The sequence below is a fragment of the Marinobacter nitratireducens genome (assembly GCF_000708045.1).
In the GTDB taxonomy this organism is placed as follows: domain Bacteria; phylum Pseudomonadota; class Gammaproteobacteria; order Pseudomonadales; family Oleiphilaceae; genus Marinobacter; species Marinobacter nitratireducens.
Genome location: NZ_ANIE01000003.1, coordinates 467,768 through 489,204 on the forward strand (window position 1 = coordinate 467,768; position 21,437 = coordinate 489,204).

Annotated in this window: 26 protein-coding genes and 1 tRNA gene; 7 read left to right on the plus strand and 20 right to left on the minus strand. The window is 55.5% G+C overall.

Annotated elements, in window-relative coordinates:
- Positions 1-92: 92 nt before the first annotated feature.
- The 4 genes from D777_RS03965 to metH form a co-directional block, all read right to left on the minus strand.
- Positions 93-599, minus strand: coding sequence for a DUF934 domain-containing protein (locus D777_RS03965; RefSeq protein ID WP_036128913.1), 507 nt, complete (start codon positions 597-599; stop codon positions 93-95).
- Positions 592-2,244 (minus strand): nitrite/sulfite reductase, encoded by a 1,653-nt coding sequence (locus D777_RS03970; RefSeq protein WP_036128915.1) that lies wholly within the window; start codon positions 2,242-2,244, stop codon positions 592-594. The genes D777_RS03965 and D777_RS03970 overlap by 8 nt, the downstream gene beginning before the upstream one ends.
- A gap of 342 nt (positions 2,245-2,586) precedes the next feature.
- Positions 2,587-2,817 carry a DUF2970 domain-containing protein gene (locus tag D777_RS03975; protein ID WP_036128916.1) on the minus strand — a complete coding sequence of 77 codons (231 nt, stop codon included), beginning with the start codon at positions 2,815-2,817 and terminating at the stop codon, positions 2,587-2,589.
- Between the two features lie 42 nt (positions 2,818-2,859).
- Positions 2,860-6,558, minus strand: a complete 3,699-nt coding sequence (gene metH / locus D777_RS03980) for a methionine synthase (RefSeq protein WP_036128918.1) — start codon at positions 6,556-6,558, stop codon at positions 2,860-2,862.
- Between the two features lie 233 nt (positions 6,559-6,791).
- On the opposite strand from metH, the gene nfuA reads away from it, so the two are divergent.
- The 3 genes from nfuA (at position 6,792) to D777_RS03995 (ending at position 9,197) form a co-directional block, all read left to right on the plus strand.
- The gene (gene nfuA, locus D777_RS03985; RefSeq protein ID WP_036128920.1) at positions 6,792-7,379 is read left to right on the plus strand and encodes a Fe-S biogenesis protein NfuA; all 588 of its coding nucleotides are present in this window, start codon (positions 6,792-6,794) and stop codon (positions 7,377-7,379) included.
- 223 nt (positions 7,380-7,602) lie between these two features.
- Positions 7,603-8,802, plus strand: coding sequence for a DUF445 domain-containing protein (locus D777_RS03990; RefSeq protein WP_201443326.1), 1,200 nt, complete (start codon positions 7,603-7,605; stop codon positions 8,800-8,802).
- 32 nt (positions 8,803-8,834) lie between these two features.
- On the plus strand, positions 8,835-9,197 hold the full coding sequence (locus D777_RS03995; RefSeq protein WP_036128922.1) for a hypothetical protein: 363 nt from the start codon (positions 8,835-8,837) through the stop codon (positions 9,195-9,197).
- Here D777_RS03995 and D777_RS04000 read toward each other — a convergent pair.
- From D777_RS04000 to D777_RS04020, 5 genes are all read right to left on the minus strand, one after another.
- Positions 9,194-9,520 carry a TusE/DsrC/DsvC family sulfur relay protein gene (locus tag D777_RS04000; protein ID WP_036128924.1) on the minus strand — a complete coding sequence of 109 codons (327 nt, stop codon included), beginning with the start codon at positions 9,518-9,520 and terminating at the stop codon, positions 9,194-9,196. The two genes, D777_RS03995 and D777_RS04000, sit on opposite strands and share 4 nt — an antisense overlap.
- A 2-nt stretch (positions 9,521-9,522) precedes the next feature.
- Positions 9,523-9,795, minus strand: coding sequence for a sulfurtransferase complex subunit TusB (gene tusB, locus D777_RS04005; protein WP_036128926.1), 273 nt, complete (start codon positions 9,793-9,795; stop codon positions 9,523-9,525).
- Between the two features lie 39 nt (positions 9,796-9,834).
- Positions 9,835-10,185 (minus strand): DsrE family protein, encoded by a 351-nt coding sequence (locus D777_RS04010; protein WP_036128928.1) that lies wholly within the window; start codon positions 10,183-10,185, stop codon positions 9,835-9,837.
- 6 nt (positions 10,186-10,191) lie between these two features.
- Positions 10,192-10,608, minus strand: coding sequence for a sulfurtransferase complex subunit TusD (gene tusD, locus D777_RS04015; protein WP_036128930.1), 417 nt, complete (start codon positions 10,606-10,608; stop codon positions 10,192-10,194).
- A 92-nt stretch (positions 10,609-10,700) separates the two neighbouring features.
- Positions 10,701-11,420: a Bax inhibitor-1/YccA family protein gene (locus tag D777_RS04020; RefSeq protein ID WP_036128932.1), complete on the minus strand. Its 720-nt coding sequence runs from the start codon at positions 11,418-11,420 to the stop codon at positions 10,701-10,703.
- Between the two features lie 250 nt (positions 11,421-11,670).
- Here D777_RS04020 and D777_RS04025 point away from each other — a divergent pair.
- Positions 11,671-11,761: transfer RNA gene (locus D777_RS04025), tRNA-Ser, on the plus strand.
- A 223-nt stretch (positions 11,762-11,984) separates the two neighbouring features.
- On the opposite strand, the gene D777_RS04030 is transcribed toward D777_RS04025, so the two are convergent.
- A complete protein-coding gene (locus D777_RS04030; protein WP_036128934.1) occupies positions 11,985-12,575 on the minus strand; it encodes an NAD(P)H-dependent oxidoreductase in 591 nt (196 codons plus the stop codon).
- A gap of 121 nt (positions 12,576-12,696) precedes the next feature.
- Between D777_RS04030 and D777_RS04035 the strand changes: the two genes are divergently transcribed.
- On the plus strand, positions 12,697-13,056 hold the full coding sequence (locus D777_RS04035; RefSeq protein WP_036128936.1) for a winged helix-turn-helix transcriptional regulator: 360 nt from the start codon (positions 12,697-12,699) through the stop codon (positions 13,054-13,056).
- Positions 13,057-13,226: 170 nt separating this feature from the next.
- On the opposite strand, the gene D777_RS04040 is transcribed toward D777_RS04035, so the two are convergent.
- A complete protein-coding gene (locus D777_RS04040; protein ID WP_150112596.1) occupies positions 13,227-13,652 on the minus strand; it encodes a hypothetical protein in 426 nt (141 codons plus the stop codon).
- A gap of 257 nt (positions 13,653-13,909) precedes the next feature.
- On the opposite strand from D777_RS04040, the gene D777_RS04045 reads away from it, so the two are divergent.
- The gene (locus D777_RS04045; protein ID WP_051668965.1) at positions 13,910-14,107 is read left to right on the plus strand and encodes a hypothetical protein; all 198 of its coding nucleotides are present in this window, start codon (positions 13,910-13,912) and stop codon (positions 14,105-14,107) included.
- 7 nt (positions 14,108-14,114) lie between these two features.
- Here the strand turns inward: D777_RS04045 and hemH are convergent, their stop codons facing one another.
- The 4 genes from hemH to D777_RS04065 are packed head-to-tail and all read right to left on the minus strand — an operon-like array spanning position 14,115 to position 16,591.
- Complete coding sequence (gene hemH, locus D777_RS04050; protein ID WP_036128941.1) at positions 14,115-15,224, minus strand: ferrochelatase; 1,110 nt, start codon at positions 15,222-15,224, stop codon at positions 14,115-14,117.
- Between the two features lie 26 nt (positions 15,225-15,250).
- The gene (locus D777_RS04055) at positions 15,251-15,682 is read right to left on the minus strand and encodes a TIGR01244 family sulfur transferase (protein WP_036128943.1); all 432 of its coding nucleotides are present in this window, start codon (positions 15,680-15,682) and stop codon (positions 15,251-15,253) included.
- 35 nt (positions 15,683-15,717) lie between these two features.
- Positions 15,718-16,149 (minus strand): DUF6691 family protein, encoded by a 432-nt coding sequence (locus D777_RS04060; RefSeq protein WP_036128945.1) that lies wholly within the window; start codon positions 16,147-16,149, stop codon positions 15,718-15,720.
- 4 nt (positions 16,150-16,153) lie between these two features.
- Positions 16,154-16,591 (minus strand): YeeE/YedE family protein, encoded by a 438-nt coding sequence (locus tag D777_RS04065; RefSeq protein ID WP_036128948.1) that lies wholly within the window; start codon positions 16,589-16,591, stop codon positions 16,154-16,156.
- Between the two features lie 347 nt (positions 16,592-16,938).
- Between D777_RS04065 and D777_RS04070 the strand changes: the two genes are divergently transcribed.
- Positions 16,939-17,355: a phasin family protein gene (locus D777_RS04070; RefSeq protein ID WP_036128949.1), complete on the plus strand. Its 417-nt coding sequence runs from the start codon at positions 16,939-16,941 to the stop codon at positions 17,353-17,355.
- 6 nt (positions 17,356-17,361) lie between these two features.
- Here the strand turns inward: D777_RS04070 and D777_RS04075 are convergent, their stop codons facing one another.
- The 5 genes from D777_RS04075 to D777_RS04095 all read right to left on the minus strand — a co-directional run bounded on the left by D777_RS04075 (position 17,362) and on the right by D777_RS04095 (position 21,433).
- Positions 17,362-17,991, minus strand: a complete 630-nt coding sequence (locus D777_RS04075; protein WP_036128951.1) for a TetR/AcrR family transcriptional regulator — start codon at positions 17,989-17,991, stop codon at positions 17,362-17,364.
- An 18-nt stretch (positions 17,992-18,009) separates the two neighbouring features.
- Positions 18,010-18,822 (minus strand): exodeoxyribonuclease III, encoded by an 813-nt coding sequence (gene xthA / locus D777_RS04080; protein ID WP_036128952.1) that lies wholly within the window; start codon positions 18,820-18,822, stop codon positions 18,010-18,012.
- 81 nt (positions 18,823-18,903) lie between these two features.
- Positions 18,904-19,638, minus strand: a complete 735-nt coding sequence (locus D777_RS04085) for a hypothetical protein (protein ID WP_036128954.1) — start codon at positions 19,636-19,638, stop codon at positions 18,904-18,906.
- Positions 19,635-20,156 carry a DUF2878 domain-containing protein gene (locus tag D777_RS04090; RefSeq protein WP_036128956.1) on the minus strand — a complete coding sequence of 174 codons (522 nt, stop codon included), beginning with the start codon at positions 20,154-20,156 and terminating at the stop codon, positions 19,635-19,637. The genes D777_RS04085 and D777_RS04090 overlap by 4 nt, the downstream gene beginning before the upstream one ends.
- On the minus strand, positions 20,153-21,433 hold the full coding sequence (locus D777_RS04095) for an SAM-dependent methyltransferase (protein ID WP_036128958.1): 1,281 nt from the start codon (positions 21,431-21,433) through the stop codon (positions 20,153-20,155). Before D777_RS04095 ends, D777_RS04090 begins: the two co-directional genes overlap by 4 nt.
- Positions 21,434-21,437: the final 4 nt, after the last annotated feature.

Consider the following 21,437-nt stretch of genomic DNA (forward strand, 5'->3'; position numbering starts at 1 on the left):
AATCGTTGATTTGCTGACAAAGTGCAGAAGCCAGCACGCAGCGTTTAGATACAGAAAAGGGCCTTTCAAAGGCCCTTTTCTCGTACTCAGAGTCAGGAAGCCCGACGGCGGAACAAAGGCTCATCCGTATCAGTCGCAGCCTGGTACCCCTGACTGAAGAAGTTCAGACACTTCGCCGCCTTGTTGATGTCCTTGTCGGCACGAAGCACGTAGGTGTCGAAGCCGCAGCGCTTCATGAACTGAAGTTGATCCAGCAGCACATCACCGATAGCTCGAAGCTCATTGCGGTAACCAAACCGTTCCCGCAGCAGACGCGCAATGCTGTACCCACGGCCATCACTGAATTTCGGGAAGTTAACCGCAATCACCGGTAGCTCGTTGACCTTGTCTGCCAGTGCTTCCGGTTCCTCGTGGCTGTCAAACCAGACGCCGATATCATCACGTCCCGCATAGTGCTCATGCCCTGCAAGCCAGAGATCGGCAGGAATGAGTGCGGCCTGATCGTCAGGAACAGCCAGAGACTCGCCTTCGGCAGGTCGTGATACCACGACCCAGTTATCGTTGCGGATGCTTCCATCCAGAGTAATCAAATCAGGCATAGACCCGCTCCTTGAAAGGATCGATACCTACGCGGCGATAGGTATCCAGGAAGGTTTCTTCTTCGGTGCGCTTCTCGACGTAGACATCGATGATCTTCGATACCACGTTGGGCATATCCTCTCTCGCAAAGGAGGGGCCGAGGATCTTGCCGATTGACGCATCGTGATGGGAGGAGCCGCCAAGGCTGATCTGGTAGAACTCTTCACCCTTCTTGTCGACGCCCAGAACGCCAATGTTGCCAACATGATGGTGGCCACAGGCGTTCATGCAGCCTGAAATGTTCAGATCAATGCTGCCGAGGTCATACAGGTAGTCCATGTCGTCAAAACGGCGCTGGATTGCTTCCGCGACCGGGATCGACTTGGCGTTGGCCAGGGCGCAGTAGTCACCGCCAGGGCAGCAGATGACGTCGGTCAGGGTGTTCAGGTTCGCCGTTGCAAACCCCATCGGAGTGATGGCCTGCCAGAGTTCAAACAGACGATCCTGGCGAACATCGGCAAGAACGACGTTCTGCTGGTGCGTGACCCGAATTTCGCCAAAGCTGTACTCATCGGCGAGATCGGCAATCTGTTCGAGCTGGCGATCGGTGACGTCACCCGGAGGAGTTCCGGTCTTTTTCATGGTCAGCGAAACGATGGCGTAGCCGGGCTTCTTATGCGTATCGACGTTGTGGGTCAGCCACTGGTCGAACGCCCGATGCTCGAAGCGTTGTTCGGCGAGCAGATCCGTGGCGTTATCCAGAGCGGCATAGTCCGGTTCTGTAAAGTACGCCTGGATGCGTTGGATCGCTTCTGGCGTCAGCTTCGTGGGCGAGTCCTTGATGTGCGCCCATTCCGCTTCCACTTTTTCGGCAAACCCTTGCGGGGTTAACGCTTTCACCAAAATCTTGATGCGAGCCTTGAATTTGTTGTCGCGACGGCCGTATCGGTTATAGACGCGCAATACGGCTTCAAGGTAGGTGAGCAGATCCAGTTCAGGCAGGAAATCCCGAATGACCGGTGCCACCATTGGGGTGCGGCCGAGGCCTCCACCTACGTGAACCCGGAAACCGAGCTCTCCAGCATCGTTACGTACAATCTGGAGGCCGATGTCATGAACCTGGATGGCTGCACGGTCGGTATTCTCGGACGCGTTCACCGCAATCTTGAATTTCCGGGGCAGGAAGGCGAACTCCGGATGGAACGTGGACCACTGACGAATGATTTCGCAATAGGGCCGCGGATCAACCAGTTCATCGGACTGGACGCCTGAGAACTGATCGGTCGTGGTATTACGGATGCAGTTGCCACTGGTCTGGTTGGCGTGCATTTCCACTTCCGCCAGTTCGGCAAGAATGTCCGGCACATCTTCAAGCTCCGGCCAGTTGAGCTGAACGTTCTGGCGGGTCGTAAAGTGGGCGTATCCTTTGTCGTAGTCGCGGGTTATCCGGGCCAGACGACGAAGTTGAGCAGAACGCATCATGCCATAGGGCACCGCAATCCGAAGCATGGGAGCAAGGCGCTGAACGTAGAGGCCGTTCTGCAGACGCAGAGGAAGAAATTCGTCTTCTTCGAGTTCACCGGCCAAAGCCCGTTCGGTCTGGTCACGGAATTGGGCCACGCGCTCGGCAGCCAGTTGCCGGTCGTGCTCGTCGTATACGTACATAAGAGAAGGTCCTGCCTGAAACCGTTTCAATGGACCCGAGGGTCGGGTCCTTATATCTGCGAGGCAGGATATCACCCAGTTTTTATTCTTAAAATGATTATTTCAAAATATGTTTATCGGCTCAGGCGATAAGCAAACGGCGCCGGGACTGGACGGATATCAATTTGCAGGCTTAACTGAGACAGACAAAACAACAAGCTTAACGAGCAACTGGAAGAGGTGAGGTCCATGAAAAAGAATTCAGCACGTACCGACAGCCATGTTGACGCCATCGCGGCCGTATCTCTGGTGATGCTGGTTGTGGCCTTTGCGGTGGTCTGGGTGTCTGGGCAATAGGGATCGTCACTGGTTGGCAATGACCAGTTGAACCACAACGATCAGCCCCGCAACAAATATCGCCGTAAACAACACCCCGGCAATAATGTAGGGCCACGGGCTGTGGCTTGAAAAATCCTCTTCCCGGCGCCTGTTGGACTGAACGCCAATGGCGCCGGCAAGCACGCTTTGCATGATTTTCAAAATGCCGGGTTTGTTTCCGTTCTTGTTGTTCTCGGTTTCGGAGACATTGGTCATAGATTTCCCGTTTAGCAGGCGTACTGACGCTTCGATCCCTCGTTATTCTGCCGGGTCGTACGCCAGGCTGGGCGCCAGCCAGCGTTCTGCCTCGGCTTTAGAGATCCCCTTGCGTTCAGCATAGTCTTCAACCTGATCAACGCCAATTTTACCGACGGCAAAATATTTCGAATCCGGATGGGCAAAGTACCAGCCGGAGACCGCGGCGGTGGGGAACATCGCGAAATGCTCTGTCAGCTCGATGCCGGTGTTCTCGGTGGCCTCAAGCAGACGGAACAGCGTCGCCTTCTCCGTATGATCCGGGCATGCCGGATATCCGGGGGCAGGGCGGATACCACGGTAGCGCTCTTTGATCAGGTCGTCGTTGTCCAGGCTTTCCTCTCCGGCATAACCCCAGAACTCCTGCCGCACACGCTCATGCATACGCTCTGCAAAGGCTTCGGCCAGGCGGTCGGCCAGAGCCTTCACCATAATGGAGTTGTAGTCGTCGTGGGCATCTTTGAATTCCTGTGCGAATTCTTCAGCGCCAATGCCGGTCGTGACCGCGAAACCGCCAACGTAATCGGTATTGCCTGACCCTTCCGGAGCGACAAAATCCGAGAGCGCCATCATTGGCTTGCCCGGTGCCTTTTCGTCCTGCTGACGCAGATGGTGCAGGACCGTCAGCTCCTCGGAGCAGGACTCATCGCGATAGACCACGATGTCGTCACCGCGACGGTTTGCCGGCCAGAAACCAATGACCGCACGGGCTGTCACGCGTTTCTCGTCAATGATCCGGCGCAGAATTTTCTGGGCATCGTCGAACAGGGTGCGAGCTGCCTCGCCACGCTTGGGGTCGTCAAAGATAGCCGGGTATTTACCGGACATATCCCAGGAAATGAAGAACGGTGTCCAGTCGATGTAGTCAACGAGTTCGTTCAGGTCATATTCCTCGAACACACGCACGCCGGTGAACGCAGGCTTGGGAATGTCGTAACCCTCAAAGCCAATCTCCGGAGCGCGGTCGCGGGCTTCCTTGATGGAAACCAGCTTGGTGCGTTCTCCGCGGTTTTTCCGGCGTTCACGAATTTCGTCGTATTCCTTGCGGGTCGCCTCAATCAGGGCAGGCTTGGCTGTTTTGCTAAGCAGTTGTGAGGCCACGTTTACGCAGCGGGAGGCATCGGACACATACAGCGCGACGTCGTTCTTGAACTGCGGCTCGATTTTAACCGCCGTGTGGGCCTTGGAGGTCGTCGCGCCGCCGATCATCAGCGGAATATCAAAATCCAGACGCTGCATTTCCCGGGCCACGTGAACCATCTCATCCAGAGACGGTGTGATCAGCCCGCTGAGTCCGATGATGTCGACATTTTCCTGGCGAGCCGTCTCCAGAATCTTGTCGCACGGCACCATAACGCCAAGATCGATGACTTCGTAGTTGTTGCACTGCAAGACCACGCCGACGATGTTCTTGCCGATATCATGAACGTCGCCTTTAACCGTAGCCATCAGGATCTTGCCTTTCGCTTCCTGACCCTCGGATTTTTCCGCTTCAATAAACGGAATCAGGTGGGCAACGGCCTGCTTCATCACCCGAGCGCTTTTAACCACCTGGGGCAGGAACATCTTGCCGTCCCCGAACAGGTCACCGACCACGTTCATGCCGTCCATCAATGGCCCTTCGATAACCTGAATCGGCCGCTCGGCGTTGAGTCGGCAGGCTTCCGTGTCTTCAATAATGTAGTTGGTGATGCCTTTGACGAGCGCGTGTTCAAGGCGCTTCTCGACGGGCCATTCGCGCCATGCAAGATCTTCTTCCTGGGTCTTTCCGCCTTTGCCTTTAAAGCGCTCTGCGATTTCCAGAAGTCGATCGGTCGAATCGTCCCGGCGATTGAGTACCACATCTTCAACCAGTTCCTTGAGCTCGGGATCAATCTCGTCGTAGATCACGAGCTGGCCGGGGTTGACGATGCCCATGTTCATCCCTGCCTTGATGGCGTGATACAGGAACACCGAGTGAATGGCCTCCCGTACTACGTCATTCCCACGGAAGGAGAAGGAAACGTTGCTGACACCTCCGGAAATGGACGCATGGGGCAGATGCTCACGGATCCAGCGGGTGGCATTGATGAAATCCACCGCGTAGTTGTTGTGTTCCTCAATACCCGTAGCAATGGCGAAAATGTTGGGGTCAAAGATAATGTCGGCCGGGTTGAAGCCAATACCGGTGAGAACCTCGTAGGACCGTTTACAGATTTCGGTTTTCCGCTCAAAGGTATCTGCCTGGCCACTTTCATCGAAAGCCATGACCACAACCGCAGCGCCATAGCGCATGCAGTCCCTGGCGCGCTTGATGAACTCTTCTTCGCCTTCCTTGAGGCTGATGGAGTTGACCACCGCCTTGCCCTGAATGCAGCGCAGGCCAGCTTCGATCACATCCCACTTGGATGAATCGATCATGATGGGTACGCGTGAGATGTCCGGCTCAGAGGCCACCAGATTCAGGAACGTCACCATGACTTCCTTGGAATCCAGCATGCCTTCGTCCATGTTGATGTCGATGATCTGGGCACCGTTTTCAACCTGGTCGCGGGCGACGCTGAGCGCTTCCTCGTACTGCTCCTCCTTGATCAGGCGCAGAAAACGCTTGGAACCTGTGACGTTGGTGCGTTCGCCGACGTTGATGAACAGGGTGTTCTCATCGCCGGTAAACGGCTCAAGGCCAGACAGGCGCAGGGCCTTTGGGCGTTCAGGGATCTTACGGGGTTCGTATTTGGCGACCGCTTTTGCAACCGCCTCGATATGATCAGGGCGGGAGCCGCAGCAGCCACCGATAATGTTCAGGAAGCCGTCACGGGCAAACCCTTCGATGATCTCCGCCATTTCCTCTGGCGTCTGGTCATACTCCCCGAATTCGTTGGGAAGGCCGGCGTTGGGATGGGCGCTGACATAGGTTTCCGCTTTGGTGGCCAGTTCCTCGATATAGGGGCGTAATGCATCCGCGCCCAGGGCGCAGTTGAGGCCCACGGAGATGGGCTTGGCATGGGCCACGGAATTCCAGAACGCTTCGGTGGTCTGTCCGGACAGGGTACGGCCGGAAGCATCGGTAATGGTTCCGGAAATCATGATCGGCAGCTCGATGCCGCTGTCCTGGAAATACTGCTGAGTTGCGTAGATTGCCGCTTTCGCGTTCAGGGTATCGAAGATGGTTTCGATAAGAATCAGATCACAGCCACCTTCGACGAGGCCTGCTACGGCCTCGTAATAGTTGTCTACGAGGGTCTGGAAATCGACATTCCGGAACCCGGGGTTGTTAACGTCTGGTGAAATGGACGCGGTACGGGAGGTGGGGCCTACAGCGCCAGCAACAAAACGGGGTTTGGATGGGTTCTTGCGGGTAAATTCATCGGCAATTTCCCGGGCAAGCCTGGCGCCTTCAACGTTCAGTTCCTTTGCGATCTCCTCGAGCCCGTAGTCGGCTTGAGACAAACGGGTGGAGTTAAAGGTGTTGGTTTCGATGATATCGGCGCCGGCGTCAAGATAGTCAGCGTGGATGTTCCGGAGCAGGGCAGACTGGGTCAGATTGAGGAGGTCGTTATTGCCCTGTACTTCGCGCTCGTAATCCGCAAACCGATCACCACGAAAGGCCGTCTCGTCCAGCTTCTGGTTCTGGATCATGGTACCCATACCACCATCGAGAACCACGATACGATCCTTGAGGGCTTGTTTGAGCTGTTCCAGACGGGTGTTGCGATCGGTCATAGCGTTTACTTCCGGATGTCGTTGTTAACGGCGCATTTATGTCAATGGCGCGGGATCATAGCAAAAATGGTGGGTGTCGTCTTAGTACCAATGATGATTATCAACTACCGCCAGGTTTTACCGCGAATAAGGGAAATTCAGTAGTACCGATAATGCCCGACTATTTTACTCGGTCTTTTATGTTCCTGAGAACTCCCTTAAAATAGAGTCAAACTTACTAACGGGTTGGAAACATGGCATTGGTTACTGTGACAGATCCCGCACGGGATTATCTTGCTCAACTTATCGAAAAGCAGGACGTGGAGGGCATGGGGGTGCGTATCTTCGTCACTCAGCCCGGTACCAAGAACGCGGAAACCTGCCTTGCCTACTGTCCGCCTAACGAGATTGTGCCGACTGACGAGCAGGTTGATCTGGGCAAATTCACACTGTACCTCGATCACGCTTCGGTCCCGTTCCTTGAGGAAGCATTCGTTGACTATTCCAAGGACCAGATGGGTGGCCAGCTCACCATCAAGGCTCCGAATGCCAAGGTTCCGAATGTTGATGAGAATGCGCCATTGCCGGACCGTGTCAATTATGTTCTGGCTTCCGAGATCAATCCAAACCTGGCGGCTCACGGTGGCGAAGTGTCTCTCGTTGAGATCGTTGATGGTTCGGTGGCGGTTCTGCGTTTTGGTGGTGGGTGTCAGGGCTGCTCTGCGGTCAGCCTGACGCTCAAACAGGGCGTCGAGACAACGTTGACGGAGCGTGTCCCTGAAATTACAACCGTCCGCGATGTAACGGACCACACCAACACCGAAAACGCGTACTACCAGTAATTCCTTTCTGAGCCCTGCCCAGCCGTGCCTACCCGGGCACGGCTCACACTTCTGCAAGCTGCCGTATTTTCACTGTTGCCAGGGCGTCACGGCCAATGTTGTGACATTCCGGTTACTTCATGATTTGTCATATAAACGGCAGCGGCCCGAGGTTACCATGCTGTCTGCCAACGAACTTATAACTGTCGGCAACTAAGGCCGAATTTCTGACTCGGGGTTTCACTTGTTCGACGCTGCGCTTCTGTCCGTGCCTGTCATGGCCGCCGTGGTGGGCTGGTTAACCAACTGGCTTGCCATTCAGATGTCCTTCTATCCGGTTCAGTTCATCGGGATCGGAATGGTGGGCTGGCAGGGTGTTATCCCCAGGAAAGCGGAAAAGATGGCGCACATCTGCATTGACCGAACGCTCCAGCAGTTCGGTGACCTCAATGCCGTTTACCGAAAACTGGAACCCCAGCGCATTGTCGAACAGGTGGTGTCGCAGGTAACGCCGAGGCTTGATGAGTACATCGACGAAGTGATGTACGAGATTCAGCCGGTGCTTTGGGACAATCTGCCGCTTTTCCTTCGTAATCGAATCTACCAGTGGGCTCGTGAGCAACTGCCTTCACGTATTGAAGAGCTTGTGGAAGATTTCGGCGATGATCTTGATGATCTGGTGGACCTGAAAGCGCTGCTCAGTCGTGAGCTCGCGGGCAATCCGGATCTCATGAACCGGATCTTCCAGCAGGCAGGTGCTGTCGAACTGAAATCCGTCATTAATCGCGGAGCAATCATCGGCGCGATCCTCGGTGCTGCGCTGGTGCCTCTGTGGGTTCGGTATCCAGAGCCATGGTTGTTGCCGGTGGGCGGGTTCGTCATCGGATTCCTGACGAACTGGGTTGCTATTAACCTTATCTTTGCGCCGGTTCGTCCTCATCGTGTGTTTTTCTGGAACGTGCAGGGGCTGTTTCTGCGCCGTCAGCCGGAGATCAGCGATATCTGGGCCAAGCTGGTGGCCGAGGAGCTGATCACGGTGGAAAAAGTCGCGGATGCGATGATTCATGGCAGCCATGGTGATCGTACCCGCGCCATTATCCAGAAGCATCTGCGGCCCCTGCTTGATAACTCGATGATCATGAAGCTTTCTGCCCAGGTCACGGTCGGCATGACCGGTTACACAGAGCTCAAGAAGGCCATGAACCAGAAAGCGGTGCTGGCCACCCGGGATGTCTTTAGTGACCCGGAATTCAACCGCGAGCGGGCACCGGTGGTGGCTGAAGTGCTTTCGGGGCAGATGAAGTCGCTCGGGCCGACAGAATTCCAGGACATACTCAGGCCCGCGTTCCGTGAAGAAGAACTGCAGTTGATGGTTGTGGGGGGCATATTTGGAGCCCTGGCCGGCGCGTTGCAGTTCGTCTCGTTTACGTACCTCACTTTCTGAAGCGCGAACCTCGGCGCGCAGGAGACATTGTTATGCCGATCTGGTTATCCGTACTGGCTCATGCCCTGGCGTCAGCGACCTTGGTCCTGGCGGTTCTTTATGGGTTCTGGCGTGGCGTTGTTCGCCCCTACCTCGACCACAAGGTGGAAGAGCTTGTTGAAGCCACGAAGGAGATTGAGCCGTCCGTGACCCGGGGCGTCAAGAAAGGCGTCGGAGAAACTCTGCGAGAGCTTCCCGAGAGCGCGCTGGATGGAACGGTGCGCGAATCTACGCGTCAGTTCCTGAAATTTGGCTCAGGGCTGTTCGAGAACGGGCTTTCTTCTTTTCTTGGCACCGCCGCAGATGTGAACCGGCGCTCCCAGACCGACAACGATTCTTCACGCCGGGATTATTAAAGGCAATTCGTCGGCCTGGGTAATCCGGCAATCCGACAGGCCGTCTTAGCCGGTGTCCCCGGGAACAGCTGCATAAGGTAGATGCTGTTGCCCTTTTCCTCGCCCAACGCCTCCCTGACTGCTTTTACAAACAGCCGGTTTGAGGGAGGAGAGATTTCATGTTCTTTATAGAAATCCCTTAAAAACTCTATGATTTCCCAGTGTTTTTCACCAAGAGAAATGTCGTCTTCGGTGGCGATTTCCGCGGCGATGTCGTGAGTCCACGCGGAAGCGTCCTCAAGAAAGCCTTCGTTGTTTCTGGCAGGGGAGGTTGGGCTGTTCATGATTACCACGAGATGACTCGTTCGGCCTTGAGGGTTAAAGAGACCATGTCAGTGTAGTCCAGCAGCCCCTCAGAAGCTGTTAGGCCCCTGGCTCTGGCGTCTGGCGACAAGGCGTAGACCTTTCGGTCTGAAAGTCGTTCAGGACTGGCCAGCGCGAGTACACCGTTCTCGATCAGAAGCAGGGCGTCATCAGAGGACGACATGCCGAGGCATTCTGCAAATCGGGGATGCTCGGGCGGCTTGTTCAGGATGTGCAGGGTGTGAAAGTCGCTCATGGGGTCATTTCCGGTTCATTAGATTGTGCCGAAGGTCGGTTAGCCGGCAAAAAGCACCTGGGTAAAAGAAGCTATCACCTTGGCATCGGTATCGACCACAACGACACCTGCCGGCAAGTCCTCCTTGTCCAGGTTGTAGCGGAGACACGACGTTTCGTCCGCCAGCAGTTTCTCAATGCCAAAAACCGGCGCTGCCGACAGATTTTTCTCCACCGATTTCTGGTAAATCTCATCCGGCATCTGTCCCTTGCGCAGCCAGTTTACTCCGGCGCCCGTGAACAAGAGGCTGACAGGCTGATCGAATGCGGCCAGTGAGAAGGCCATATCCAGCGCCTCCCGCCCGGAGAATCCACCGTAGGGTGCCTGGTCGATAATGATCAGGGTTTCCATGGCGTTTCAGCTCCCGGCATGAAAGTAGATGGTTCTGGTGGACTTCACATTGCTCTCCACCCATTCACCGAGGCCGGCTATCTCAAAGGCTGGAAGCACATTGCTGGCACCGAGTTCATAGCGATCCTGCTCTTCCTGGTTTACCAGCCCGCGCCGGAGTGCGGAGGCGATACAGGCAACCGCTGGCACTTTATGCTCGGTCAGAAACTCAGACCAGGCGTGGGGCAGATGAAGTTCATCGGATGGGGGGGCGATGAGGGTTGAGGCAAGGTGGACGCCGTCGCCATACAGGAATACCCGGTCAATTAGGTGGCCGGAGTCCACGACGGCCTTGGCAAAGGCCAGGGCGGTCTGGGGAGCCTGGGAGGAATAGGGGGCTCCGGTAATGACCAGTGAAAATGTATTGTCGGGTGCGTCGCTCATGAAAGCCGGTCTCAAATTATCTGGTGTTCAGTGTACTGAAAGCAAAAGCCCCGGCAAGTGCCGGGGCTTTCTGGACGGATTGCAGTGGGCAATTAATCTTCGCCGCTGAATGCGCCGATCAGCTGAAGCAAGGCCACAAACAGGTTGTAGATGTTCAGGTACAGGCCTGTGGTCGCCAGGATGTAGTTCTGCTCACCGCCATTAATGATCCGGCTGGTGTCATAAAGGATGAAGCCGGACATCAGGAAGACGATCGCAGCGCTGATGGCCAGGCTGAATGCGGTGATTTCTACACCAAACATGCCGGCTACCATAGCACCAAGAGCCGCGACGAGAACTACCACGAGGCCTGCAACCAGCATGCCGCGCATGAAGCTGAAGTCTTTCTTGGTTGTCAGCACATAGCCTGACAGCGCGAAGAAGACCAGGGCAGTTCCGCCCAGAGCCTGCATAACGATCTGGCCGCCGTTAGCCATCTGCAGGTAGAAATTCAGGATAGGGCCAAGTGACAGGCCCAGCAGACCGGTGAAGGCAAAGACCACGCCGATGCCGGTACTGCTGTTAGCTGTGCGGGGGAGAACCAGCCATACAAGAGCAAGAGCACCCAGGCTGCACAGAAGGCTTGCGCCGCGGCCAAGGCCGATGCTCATGGATACGCCTGCCATTACCGCGCTGAAGAGCAGAGTCATCGCAAGCAGTGTGTAGGTGTTCTTGAGCACCTTGGAGGCAGCCGGGCTGATGGCGGCTGTCGCCGAACCACGGGCGATCATGTTTCCACGGTTCTGTTCGTAGTTGTACTCTCGGTTTTGCATCTCTTTCTCCGTCGGGGCCTGTTTGTATTCAGGTGTCCCTGAGTTGTTAATGAAAGAAGTTGAGTAATCTAACACTGATGATAATGACAGTTTACGGACTTTCAATCGTTTATGACCGAAAACCCGGCGCCAGATTCCATTAATTACAGTTAATGTTGGAAAGGGAGGCTAGATTTATGCAGGGCGTTGACAGCGCAGGCAATTCCGGTATCATGCACACCGCTGTCGACACAGGCAGCAATGGAAAAACGGTGGGCTGGCAGAGTGGCTGAATGCAGCGGTCTTGAAAACCGCCGAAGGTTAGTAGCCTTCCCGGGGTTCGAATCCCTGGCCCACCGCCATTTTCCAACTTTTCAGTATATTTCGATCTTCTATCCTTTCTTTTGGTTCTCCGAATATATCCTCTCGAATCGGTTTTTTATCCGTCTGGATAAAAAGGTTTCAAAGCGGGACGAGTTTTAGCCTTGTTGCTCATCGAGTTCGCTAATAAAGGCGCATCTAATCAAAGGCCGACATTCAGAGCTCGCAAGGCGGGTCGGAAACCCGACCGCCCGTGCTCATGACTTATCCCGGAATGTGGGCTTCGAGGTGTTTGGAAAAGCGTTGGAAGTCGTTTTCCACCCGCGGGTTTTTCATCACGTCGTAGCAGGCGAAGGTTTCCAGCGCTTCCATGGCAAAGAAGCGGAAGTTCATGTGCATCGGGAACAGCAGGTCGTCCATACTTTTGCCCTGGAACAGGTATTCGTTCGGATCGTCGAAGGATTCTTTCGGCGCGTTGAAGGTCAGCGAGATCAGGTACTTTTTTCCTGCCAAGGTGCCGCCGGTGCCGTAATTTGTTTTGGGCGCGTCTTCCGTGCGCCCATCACCATTGCATAACGCGCCACCCATGCCGGCGGTGTACACCTCGTCCATGTATTTTTTGAACGTCCAGGGTACGCCCATCCAGTTGACCGGGGTCTGGAGGATCACGATGTCTGCCCACTGATGGTTTTCCAGTTCCTGGTCCACGTCCCAGCCCTTGTCCACTTTTACGATGCGAGTCTGATGACCCTTGGCGGTCAGCAGTTCGTCGGCCATCTGGACCAGCGTGCCGTTCAGTTTGCCTTCGGCAAAGGAGTAGTGGTGATGGGCGTTAATGATGAGGATGTTGCTCATTGGGCCTCCGATCTCTTCAGTTGGTAGGTTACTAATTCATTTCAGGTATACTATGGGTACCTGTATTCTTCGATCAATTAGTATACTTTTAGTAACCTGCTTTTTTATTCAAGGTGTAACCATGGGAAGCCATGTAGAAACAGACGCTCAAGGCCGAAAAACCGCGATCAATGTCTGCCTGGAACCCTGCGCCATTGAGCGCGGCATGCGCATCATCGGAGGCAAGTGGACGGGGTCGATCATCTTTCACCTGAAAGACGGTCCGGTGCGCTTCAATGACCTGGCTCGCATGCTCGGCGGTGCCAGCAAGAAAATGATTGATCAACGGCTGAAGGAGTTGGAGGCCCGAAAGATGGTGGTGCGGAAAGTGATCAACGACCGGCCAGTGGCGGTGACCTACGAGCTGACGGACTTTGGGCGCAGTGCATTGAAGATTCTGGATGAGTTGCGGGTGTGGTCAAATGAGCACAACATCAGGTAACTGATCTACAAAGCGGTTTGAAGTCTTGGATTGTTAATGTCCGCTTTGTGACCAGTGCTCCTAGAATCCCCGTCCTGCCGAAGCACTGTCGACCAATCTTGTGAACTTAGGTATAGCTCAAAGAGAATTATGGGGAGCAGACTCGTGACCTCCGTCTTAGTCCAGACCAATTAGAGGGCGCGACATTTCCCGGCGACCAGCCAGGGGCTGCGATTGGAGCTGGCAGCCAGATGGCTGCCCGGGGAAGTCGCTACGAAGCGCAGGTTGGCCAAATTTAGCCGGAAGGTGGTTTGATTGTGAAGATCGCTGACCACGTGGTTATCCCGAACCTGGTAGTTGGCAAACGACACGGCGGGGCCGTCGCCTTCGCGCACAGTAATAAGCCGGGGCTTTTCCACCAGGAAGACTAAGCGTTTGAGCCGGTTCTTCTCTCGAAATCCGGTGCGATAACCCGCCGTGCTGATCACGTGGTCACCCCGACAGACGTATTCGACCTTTTTTCCGACATCTTCTTCCGCAGTCACTGGGGCGGAGAACAGCGTCAGCAGGAGCCCGGCAACCAGATATTTGAGCATGGCTGTGTTACATGTAGTCAAAAGTCCTCCCGGAGGCCGTTGGGCATTTTACGCGTCTAGGCGGGAAGTCTATCGTTCAATACGAGCCAGTCAAAACCCTAGCAGACGTTTACGATATGAATATCTGTCCTAACCTAAAGCCCACACCTACCGGCAGCCATTCGACGCCCAAGCGTTCCGTCGCCGTTATGATGTTTGCCGTGCAGGCGGGTTTCCCTTATTGGCGATGTGTTGCCGATTCCAAGATAATTGGATTAAGGCAGACGTCGGAGGGCACTATGTCGCAACACGAAAAAGAAAAGCCTCGGGAAGAGATCGATCGCGAGCAGCGAAAGTTCTTTGTCTCGGCTAATCGAGGGCAGGCAAGTCATCGGATCCGGTACGTGGAATCCGGAGGTGCGGCGGTGGATACGGAAGAGTGCACGTTCTGCCAGTCAGTTCCGACCGCATCCACCGAAGGGAGTAAGAGCGAGTAGGGCCCGGTCAGATTTTCCTGCCGGGGTAGGTGGCTTCTTGACGCTGATCCGCCAGCTGCTGGCGCCCTGAGAGCTCCTCCGGGGAGTTTGATGGCATATCCCACCCCTTCAGGTTTTCCTCAATGAGTGCCACCAGAGCCTCAATATGCACCGGCGAAGCATTCAGGGCCGGGATGTAACTGAACCCTTTGCCGCCGGACTCCATGAAGTACTCGCGGTTCTCCTCATTAATTTCCTCCACCGTTTCCAGGCAGTCCGACGAGAAGCCGGGACAGAACACATCAATGGTTTTTACACCTTTGCCGGGAAGGGACTTGAGGGTTTCGTCCGTGTAGGGTTTCAGCCATTCCTCACGCCCAAACCGAGACTGGAAGGTGGTCATGTAGTCGTCTTCGCCCAACCCGAGTCGTTCTGCTAACAGGCGCGATGTCTTATGGCACTCACAATGATAGGGGTCGCCCTTGAGCAGGTATTTCAGCGGAACCCCGTGGTAGGAGAGGATCAATTTGTCGTGCCGGCCGTGGTTGGCCCAATGGGCTTCGATGTGGCGTGCCATCGCCTCGATGTAGGGCGGGAAATCCGGGTAATGGGAAATGAACCGAAGATCCGGAAGCCACCGGCGTTTGGCGAAGTCACTGGACAGCGCATCAAAGGTCGAGGCGGATGTGGAGGCCGAATACTGTGGGTACAGGGGCAGCACGACGAGTTTCCGCACGCCTGCGTCCTGCATCTCGTCCAGAACCTTGCTGATGGACGGGTTGCCGTAGCGCATGGCAAAGCCGACCACCACGTTCTGCCCATATTTTTGCCGCAGGGAGTCCCGGATACCTTCAGCTTGCTTCGCGGTGTGGATCAGGAGCGGAGAGCCCTCGGGTTGCCAGACACCGGCGTAAGCCTTCGCAGACCGCCTGGGGCGAATACGAAGAATGACGCCGTGCAGGATCAGCCACCAGATCGGCCGTGGTACTTCAACGACCCGGGGGTCTGCCAGAAATTCCGCAAGGTACCGTCTGAGCGCCGAGGGTGTTGGCGCGTCCGGAGTGCCGAGATTGGTAATCAAAACCCCAACGCGCTCCGGCTGGTTATGACTGAAGTTCTCCGAACCTTTGTACTGCATGCGGCGTTTCCTGACCCTATGGCGTGTTATTGCTGATGACTGGCTTGTTGAATCATCCTGGGAGTGAGCCCGCTGATGTCATAGCCTGCGTTCCTGGCTCTGGCCACAACACTGGCTGGCTCTTCCGTGCGTGCTGCGCTCAGTGCCCACAGGATGGTACAGCGTGTGCCAGAACGACAGAAGGCCAATACGGGCTTTTCCGCATCCCGGATCATTGGTGCAAAGCTGTCGACGTCAGTGTCCGTGATGTTACCTGACTCGACCGGCAGGTATACCCAGTCAAGCCCGTGAGTCTTGGCCGCCTGTTCAATGTCGGACATCAGCGGCTGTCCGGGTTCCTCGTGATCCGGCCGATTGGCGACGATGGTTCTGAAGCCGAGGCGCGCCAGTTCCGCCACGTCATCGACGGTGATCTGGGGTGAGACGGAAATCGTTTCGTCGATCTTTCGTATGTCCATGAGTCCTCCGGATATTGTTCAGTCAGCGTGTATGATTACACAGCTGCCCTGGATCTTGCGCGCTCAATCACTTCGAAAATGATCATTCCCGAGACCATTGAGGCCACAAAGACGGCGGCCTTGGCTTCGCCGGCACCCAGTGCGACCAGTCCCGGCCCCGGGCAGAATCCAGCGATACCCCAGCCGGCACCAAACGCAAGGCCGCCGATAATCAGGCGCTTGTCGATGTGGTTATTGGTAGGGATCCTCATGTCGAAGCCCAGGAATGAGAGTGTGCGCTTTCGAGCGATTGCAAACGCACCGAGCCCGACGATGATCGCGCCGCCCATGACGAATGCCAGGGATGGGTCCCAGAGGCCTGCAATATCCAGGAATCCGAGTACTTTCTCCGGATTGGCCATGCCCGAGACAATAAGACCAAGCCCAAAAATCAGGCCGGAGAGTAGGGAAGCGAGCGAATATTTCATGGTGTCAGGCTCCCAGCAGGTGTCGGATGATGTAAACGGTGATGAAGCCGGCTGCCATGAAGCTCAGCGTAGCAGCCAGTGAGCGCACGGAGAGGCGCGACAGTCCGCAAACCCCGTGCCCGGATGTACAACCGGAACCGTAGCGTGTGCCAACACCAACGAGCAGGCCAGCGGCGATAAGCGCCGGGTAATCCGCGTTGATTTCGATGGGGGGAAGGTCTGAGCCGAGCATCCACACGGTGGGTGCGCCGATCAGGCCCAGAAGGAAGGCCACTCGCCAGGCGGTGTCACCGCGGGCGGGAACCAGCAACCCGCCCAGGATGCCGCTGATACCGGCTATCCTGCCGTTCAGCAGCAGGAATGCTGCGGCGGCGAGTCCAATCAGTACGCCGCCCAGAAGCGCGGCCCAGGGAGTGAAGTTACTCCACGCAATATCAATCATTTCAGTCTCCATGGTCATGCAAATGCCTATTATGGAATAAGCTTATAAGTATGCGCAATAACGGGCAAAAAAAGCCCGGCAAAGATTGCCGGGCAGAGGCGTGCGAGTAGTATCCATGAAAGACTTCCAGACAAACCGGCATCAGCAGGGATACCGGTATAGGGAAGTATTGACTATATTTTGAACACTTCAAGCGCGACTCACTCTCGTTTGAAAACATTTTTTCATATTGAAAGGGTGTTTATATTGAAGCCTTGTGTGGCGCGGGTTTCAGGCAGACTGAAATCACCGATCCAGTGTAATACAATAGGCCTTCAACGCGTATTTCCCATCCCCGAGGTTGTTACATGTCTGAAGAAAATGACAAGAAGCCGGAGAATGATCCGCAACTGGCAGCAAAAATCAAGGATTCTGCCCGGCAGATCTGGCTTGCAGGTTTGGGGGCGTATACCAAGGCCGAGGAAGATACGGGCCGCTTTTTCGATCGGCTTGTGCAGGAAGGCGAACAGCTGGAAAACAAAACCCGTGGTGTCGTAGAGAAACAGATCAAGTCTGTAGAGGACCGGGTTGGTGACGTGAAAGACCGTGCGACGGGTACCTGGGACAAGCTCGAAAACATGTTTGATGAGCGGGTTTCGGGCGCGTTGCGCCGCCTCGGCATTCATCGGCGCGAAGAAATTGAGGCCCTGGAACGCCGGATCGAGATCCTTGAAAGCGAGCTCAACAGGCGCCGCAGCTTGGAAGGAAGTGACGAGGAGGAGTAATCCGCCTCAAAGATAGTCCTGGCTCATGAGCAGCGCCTCGGCCTGCTCAGCCGGCGCGAGGTAGGGAATCATCAGGTGCATCATCTGGTACACCCCGCGGCCGGGATCAACCGAATCCCTGTCGTCAAGATGTGAAAGGCTATCAAAACTGCTCCAGTAACAGGCGGTTAGCGTTAACTGTTCACAAAGCGCCTCAAGTTGATGAGGCTCAATGTCCATGAAACCCTGGCGTCGGAAGCTGGCGCAGATGGTCGCAAAGGCGTCCGTCTTTTTCTTCAGAACTCTTCGAAAGCGGCCCTGCAACTGATCGTAGCGAGAGAGGATGTTCACCAGGTCTTGATAAATGAATCGGTATCTGGCGACGGCCTCGAACAGCAAGTGTAGGAAAAAGGCTTGCTGATCAAGACTGATATCGGCCTCGGTCGGCACGGCGAGCAGGTCGAGCATTTCCTCCTCAAATCCCGCAAACAGTTCCTCAACAATGTCACCTTTACTCTTGAAGTGGTAATAAAGGTTGCCTGGGCTGATATCAAGCTCATCCGAGATCAGCAGCGTCGTGACATTAGGTTCGCCGACGCTGTTAAACAGCGCCAGGCTGGTGTTGAGGATGCGGTCGCGGGTTTTGATTTTTTTCATAGCGAGCCGGAAAGTGCCTTAAAGGTCGAAACGCGCCCAGATCGGGCAGTGGTCGGATGGTCGTTCCATGCCCCGAATGTCATATGAGACACCGGATTCCGCCGCTTTGGACAGGAGGCTGTCGCTGGCCATGATCAGGTCGATTCGTAGCCCGCGCTTGGGCTCTCGCTCGAAGCCCTTACTGCGATAGTCGAACCAGCTGAAGGTATCCGACTCGTCAGGGTGGAGATGACGAAACACATCCGTAAAGCCCCGTTGCTCAACCTGACTGAGCCATTCCCGTTCTTCGGGAAGGAAGCTGCACTTGCCGGTTCTCAGCCAGCGCTTGGCATTGTCTGCACCGATGCCGATGTCGCTGTCTGTCGGCGATATATTCATATCTCCCATTAGTACCACATGCCCGCCCCGTTGTTTGAGTTCATCCAGGTATTTCATGAGGTCAGCGTAGAACTTTTCCTTGGCCGGGAATTTGACCGGATGGTCGCGGGATTCGCCCTGGGGGAAATATCCGTTAATGACCGTGAGTTCTTCGCCGTTGACTGTGAAATGGCCGGTGATGAGGCGACGCTGGGAGTCTTCACCGTCCCAGGGATACCCCTTCACAACCTCATTGGGTTCCATGCGGGAAAGCAGTGCAACCCCGTAATGGGTCTTCTGGCCATGGAAGTGAACGTGGTACCCAAGGTCCTTGATCGCTTCGACCGGGAATTCTTCATCGCGAACCTTGGTTTCCTGCAGGCCGATAAAGTCGGGCTTCAGGGTGTTCACGACCGCTTCGAGCTGGTGCAGTCGTGTACGTATGCTATTGACGTTGAAAGAAACAAACATCATGAGTGCGGTGTCTCCGGCGTGGATTCCGACCGGAGTTTACCACAGGACCGGGGTATTCAGGCTGTGGCTTGTGGGACGCGTCTAACCTGTCAGATTACAAGGTGACTGGCGTCTCATCTCATAGCGGATGTGAGCCGTGTAGTTTTTTTCCTTGGTCTTGCGAATGTTGGTCAGGCCAACATAGTCGGTCAGGAAACCGGAATTGCTGTATCCCAGAACAATCGGGTCGACAACAAACCGGAGCAACATGCCTCTCGGGCGTATCTGAACCACGTGATCCGCATCCACCCGGCCATCGTCAGCCGGCTCAAGAATGAAGTCGTAGGTTTCGCCCCGGGTCGGTGCCAGGAACTGGAACGTCACGGGTTCTCCGGATCGGATCTTGCGCCAGTTATTCTTCACCAACTGGTCAAAACCTGCGTCAACCACGACATTATCGGAGAAAGGCACAGTGAACGTCTTTTCTTGCTCGCCTGGCGGTACCCACGCAATAAGAAGCCTGGCGGTTTCCGGGTAACTGATTGACAGAGATTCCCGAAAATCCGGTTGTTCGAATGTGATGGCCGGTCTTAGAACCGAATTGTCATAGCGGATCTCTTTGTTGGCGAACACTGTCCCTCCGTCGGCGTGGCGATACTCCACATTCTGTCGGGTAGGGCGGAACTGCCCGGACTCACAGAGTCCCGAGACCTGATGACTTTCCGTGTACAGCAGTTCACCATTGCTGGACGTTGCAACTCCCTGGAAGGTCATGGTTGCGCTGGCGCAAACACCGATAGGCATCGCCAGGCAGCAGGCAACCACAAGCGTTTTCATGCCAGTAACTCCGGGTACAGAAGTCGGCGCAGGTACAAAAGCCCCGGAAAGATGACCAGCCAACCAATGGCCAGGGCCACGATGGATAACCAGAAATCAGGCAGTTCAACAGCGCCCAATTGGCTGGCGCTCCAATAGGCGAAGGGGCCGGCAAGCGGCGGGAACGCGAACAACAGCCAGCGCTGCTTGCTGATCCAGTCAAGTGAGTGACAGAGGGTCGTCATGAATAGCGCCCAGATTGCCACTAACCATGGCGGGGTGAGTAATACAGTGCCGCTGCCGTCATCCAGAATGCCGGTACGGAACCAGACGCCGTCCAGTATCCCGCCGAGCACGGTGCCCAGTCCGATGAACTGCAACTCGCTCCAGCGGTTTCGGCTAATCACCGCAATATGGAAACCGAGAAACAGGAGAGCGAGACCTGCAGCTGGAAGCCCAGGATAAAGCACGCATGCGATCCAGCCGGCCTGGAACAGTACGAAGTTGATGACGTTGCTCGCCGGGCCTGATTTGATCATACGCTTAGCAGGTTAGGGTTCTTGTTGCCCGGTTTGGCAAACAGAATCTGGGACACGCCAATGGCGCGTTCGCTGAACCCCGCTTCGCAGTAGGCAAAGTAGAAATGCCAGAGCCTGCGGAATTTCTGGTCGTATCCCAGCTTTTCGAGATCCTCGCTACGGGCCATGAAACGCTCGCACCAGTCGTTCAGTGTGCGGGCATAATGGAAGCCGATATCTTCCGCGTGGGTCAGAACGAGATCGCCCTGGCTACGTACGGAGTCCAGAATGGCGCCAAACGACGGGATGAAGCTGCCGGGGAAGATATAGCGCTGAATGAAATCGACGTTTTTCAGGGCTCTGCGATATCGTTGTTCCGGCATATTGATCGCCTGGATCAGCGCAATGCCGTCCGGCTTCAGCAGTGTGCTGATCTGGTTGATGTAACTGTCCAGATACTGCGGCCCCACCGCTTCGATCATTTCGATGGAGACGAGTTTGTCGTACTGGCCATGTAAGTCGCGATAGTCATCGAACAACAGGGTTATGCTGTCCTGCAGACCTTCCTCGGCCACGCGCGCTTGCGCCCAGGCCAGCTGCTCTCGAGAGATAGTTGTGGTGGTTACGTGACAACCGAAGTGCTTGGCGGCGTGGATGGCGAAACCACCCCAGCCGGTTCCGATCTCGATGACCTGATCGCCCGGCTTGAGATCCAGTTTCCTGCAGATGGTGTCCAGCTTATGGACGGACGCCGCATCGAGGGTGGAATTCGCCTCCGGGTAGATGGCGGAGGAATACATCATGGTCGGATCCAGGAACAGCTCAAAGAGGTCGTTGCCCAGATCGTAATGGGCACTGATGTTCTTTCTGGACCCTTCAGGCGTGTTTCTGTTGAGCCAGTGCAAGCCTTTGAGTGCGGGCTTGGTTATCCAACTGAAACGGTCCTCGAACTCGTTCATCCGGTCGACATTGCGAGTAAAGAAACGGAGCAGGGCGACAAGATCCGGTGTCGACCAGTCTCCGGCTACGAACGCTTCGGCTGCTCCGATGCTGCCGCCTGTGAGCAGGTCACTCCAGGTGCTATGGTCATGAATCACAAGCTCAGCCGCCGGGAAGGCGGTATTGCCATCCCCGAACACGAGATCATCAAATCCGGCTTCCCGGATGGTGAGCGTTCCAGCTTCCAGTCGTTTCAGCTGCTGTAGCACAAGGTTCCGGGCGATACGGCTGAACGCCGATGAATTCGTGCGGGTCGCCGCCGTGGAAGTCGGAGAGAGGGAGCCATTGAGGTTCGCCATAGAG